Annotated in this window: 3 protein-coding genes and 1 pseudogene; 3 read left to right on the top strand and 1 reads right to left on the bottom strand. The window is 77.8% G+C overall.

The genetic code is table 11. The features are described from left to right. Positions 1-366, top strand: a pseudogene (locus ABEB16_RS17955) (thiamine-phosphate kinase); the annotation flags it as partial. A 146-nt stretch (positions 367-512) separates the two neighbouring features. On the opposite strand, the gene rpmB reads toward ABEB16_RS17955, so the two are convergent. Further along, positions 513-698, bottom strand: a complete 186-nt coding sequence (rpmB, locus tag ABEB16_RS17950; RefSeq protein ID WP_345713585.1) for a 50S ribosomal protein L28 — start codon at positions 696-698, stop codon at positions 513-515. A gap of 231 nt (positions 699-929) precedes the next feature. Between rpmB and ABEB16_RS17945 the strand changes: the two genes are divergently transcribed. Then, positions 930-3,146, top strand: a complete 2,217-nt coding sequence (locus ABEB16_RS17945) for an ATP-dependent DNA helicase RecG (protein ID WP_345713584.1) — start codon at positions 930-932, stop codon at positions 3,144-3,146. Further along, the coding region (locus ABEB16_RS17940; protein ID WP_345713583.1) for an ABC transporter ATP-binding protein at positions 3,143-3,460 on the top strand (318 nt) is incomplete at its 3' end. The genes ABEB16_RS17945 and ABEB16_RS17940, both read left to right, overlap by 4 nt.

The following is a 3,460-nucleotide window of genomic DNA, read 5'->3' as shown; positions in this document are numbered from 1 at the left end:
GGGGCCGGTGCCGCGGCGCTCATGGACGTCAGCGACGGGCTGCTGCGCGACGCCGGGCGGATCGCGCGGGCCAGCGGGGTGGTGCTCGGCCTGCGCGCCGCCGACGTCCCGCTGGCGGCCTGGGCGGCGGAGCTGACCACCTCCTGCCGGGGCACCGGGCTGGGTGCCGCGCAGGCCCGCGGCTGGGTGCTCACCGGCGGCGAGGACCACGCGCTGCTGGGCTGCTTCCCGCCGCGGGCGGCGCTGCCCGCCGGGTTCGAGGTCGTGGGCGTGGTCCGCGAGGCCGGGTCGGCGGGTCCGCTGGTGCTCCTCGACGGCGAGGTGCCGACCGGCGCCGGCGGTGGCTGGGACCACTTCGCCGGCTGAGGCCGGCCCCCGCAGGACCCGTCGCCGGTGCACCCGCCGCCGGGGCCGGTCGCACCGGCGCGGCCGCGCCGGGAGCGGGTGCCCGGTGGTGGACGCACGTGAGGGCCGGCCCGAGCGGGCCGACCCTCACCTGCGCTGGACCGCGGTCAGCGCGTGACCTTGCCCGCCTTCAGGCAGGACGTGCACACGTTGAGGCGCTTGGGCGTCCCGCCCGTGACCGTGCGCACGCGCTGGATGTTCGGGTTCCAGCGGCGCTTGGTGCGGCGGTGCGAGTGCGAGACGGAGTAGCCGAAGCCCGGGCCCTTGGCGCAGACGTCGCAGGTGGCAGCCACGGAGATCTCCTGATGTCGGTCGGAAGCACGGCGTTCGTGCCGACCGGTGGACCGGGGCACGCGGGGCCCGGACGCGCCGGGCACAGCGGTCAACGGTATCCCAGCGGGGGAACCGGCTCAAATCCCGGTCCCGGACCGCCGGGGGCGTCGGGGCGCGGCAGTAGCCTGCCCCGACCGGCGCCGGTGCGGCGCCGCGGGGCGGCGGGCGGCCGCGGAGGGGAGGGTGCAGCGGTGGTCCAGGCGCACGGCGGCGCGGTGGCGGAGGACCTCGACGCACCGCTGGCCCCCCGGGTGGGGGGCACGACGGCGGCCAAGCTCGCCGCGGAGCTGGACCTGCACACCGTGCGCGACCTGCTGTGGCACCTGCCCCGCCGCTACGCCGAGCGCGGCCAGCTCACCCCCATCGCGGGGTTGCAGGAGGGCGACGACGTCACCGTCGTGGCCCAGGTGCAGCGGGTGTCCGGGCCGCGGCAGATGCGCAGCCGCCGCGGCGCGATGCTCGAGGTGGTCGTCGGTGACGGGCGCGGCGAGCTGCTGCTCACCTTCTTCGCCAAGGGCCTGGGCCCCCTGACCCACCACGCCCGCCAGCTCCCCGTCGGCACCCGCGCCCTCTTCGCCGGCAAGGTCCAGACCTACCGCCGCGGCGCGCAGCGCGTCCTGCAGCTCGTGCACCCCGAGCACCGCCCGCTGCCCGAGGACGCCGGCGAGGACGCCGGTGAGGCGTTCGCCGCCCAGCCGGTGCCCATCTACCCGGCGACGACGAAGGTGCGCAGCTGGGACGTCGCCACCTCCCTCGCGGTCGTGCTGTCCTCCCTGGGCGAGGTGGACGACGCCGTGCCGCCCGCCGTCGCGCGGCGGGAGGGCCTGCCGCCGGCGGCCGACGCCCTGCGCTGGGTGCACCAGCCCCGCACGAAGGAGCAGTACGAGCAGGGCCTGGAGCGCTTCCGCTACGAGGAGGCGTTCGTGCTGCAGACCACGCTGGCGCAGCGGCGCCACGCGGCGAGCCGGGAGACGGCCGTGCCCCGCACCGCCCGGCCCGACGGGCTGCTCGCCGCGCTCGACGCCCGGCTGCCCTTCGAGCTCACCGCCGGCCAGCGGGCGGTGGGGGACCAGCTCGCCGCCGACCTCGCCGGCACCCACCCGATGCGGCGGCTGCTGCAGGGGGAGGTCGGCTCCGGCAAGACCCTCGTCGCCCTGCGGGCCATGCTCACCGTCGTCGACGCCGGCGGGCAGGCGGCGCTGCTGGCCCCCACCGAGGTCCTCGCCGGCCAGCACCTGCGCTCCATCACGACCGTGCTGGGCGACCTCGCCCTGGCCGGGCAGCTGGGGGCGGCCGAGCGCGCCACCCGCGTCGTGCTGCTCACCGGCTCGATGCCCGCGCGGGCCCGCCGCGAGGCGCTGCTGGCCGCTGCCGGCGGCGAGGCGGGCATCGTCATCGGCACCCACGCGCTGCTGGAGGAGCACGTGCAGTTCGCCGACCTCGGTCTCGTCGTCGTCGACGAGCAGCACCGCTTCGGCGTGGAGCAGCGCGACGCCCTGCGCGCCAAGGCCTCCGCGTCCCCGCACCTGCTCGTCATGACGGCGACCCCGATCCCGCGCACCGTCGCGATGACCGTCTTCGGCGACCTGGAGACCTCCGTGCTGCGCGAGCTGCCCCCGGGGCGCGCCCCGATCAGCACCCACGTCGTGCCGCTCGCGCAGCACCCGGAGTGGATCGAGCGGGTCTTCACCCGCATCGCCGAGGAGGCGGCCGCCGGGCACCAGGTGTACGTCGTCTGCCCGCGCATCGGCGGGGAGGAATCGCCGCCGGCCCCCGCCGAGGACGGCAAGCGGCCCCCGCTGGCGGTGGAGGACGTCGTGGCGCAGGTGCGCGCGCACCCGGCGACGGCCGCCCTGCGCACCGAGGTGCTGCACGGGCGGCTGCCGGCGGAGGAGAAGGAGGACGTCGTGCGCCGCTTCGCCGCGCAGCAGCTCGACGTCGTCGTGGCCACCACCGTCGTCGAGGTCGGTGTCGACGTGCCCACCGCGACCCTCATGGTCATCTTCGACGCGGAGCGCTTCGGCATCTCCCAGCTGCACCAGCTGCGCGGCCGGGTCGGCCGCGGCGGCCTGCCGGGCACCTGCCTGCTCGTCACGGAGGCGGCGGGCTCCTCGCGGGTGGTGGAGCGGCTGCGCGCCGTGGAGGCCACCACCGACGGCTTCGAGCTGGCGCGGGTGGACCTCGAGCAGCGCCGGGAGGGCGACGTGCTGGGCGCGGCGCAGTCCGGGCGGCGCTCCTCGCTGCGGGTGCTCAGCGTCATCGACGACGTCGACCTCATCACCCGCGCCCGCGCCGACGCCACCGCGGTCGTCGAGGCCGATCCCGAGCTGCGCGGGCACCCCGGGCTGGCGGCCGCCATCGCCGACCGCGTGGGCGCCGAGCAGCGGCGGTTCCTGGAGCGCGCGTGAGCGCCGCGGCCGGGCCGCTGCTGCGGCTGGAGGGGCTGAGCGTCGGCTACGCCGGTGCACCGGTGTGCGCCCCGGTCGACGTGGGCGTCGCGCCGGGGGAGGCCGTCTGCCTGGTCGGCGCCAACGGCGCGGGCAAGTCGACGCTGCTGCGGGCCGCGGCGGGGCTGCTGCGGCCCCTGGCCGGGCGGGTGCTGCTCGCCGGGGAGCCGGTGGACGAGCGCGCCGCCGCGCACCGGCGCGCCGTCGCGTGCGTCTTCGACGAGGACGCCTGGTTCCCCGAGGTCACGGTCGTCGAGCACCTCCTGCTCGTGGCC

Source organism: Kineococcus glutinatus, from assembly GCF_039542765.1.
Lineage (GTDB): Bacteria > Actinomycetota > Actinomycetes > Actinomycetales > Kineococcaceae > Kineococcus_A > Kineococcus_A glutinatus.
The sequence above is the reverse complement of the archived record's forward strand: the minus strand, read 5'-3'. Positions and strand labels throughout refer to the sequence as shown.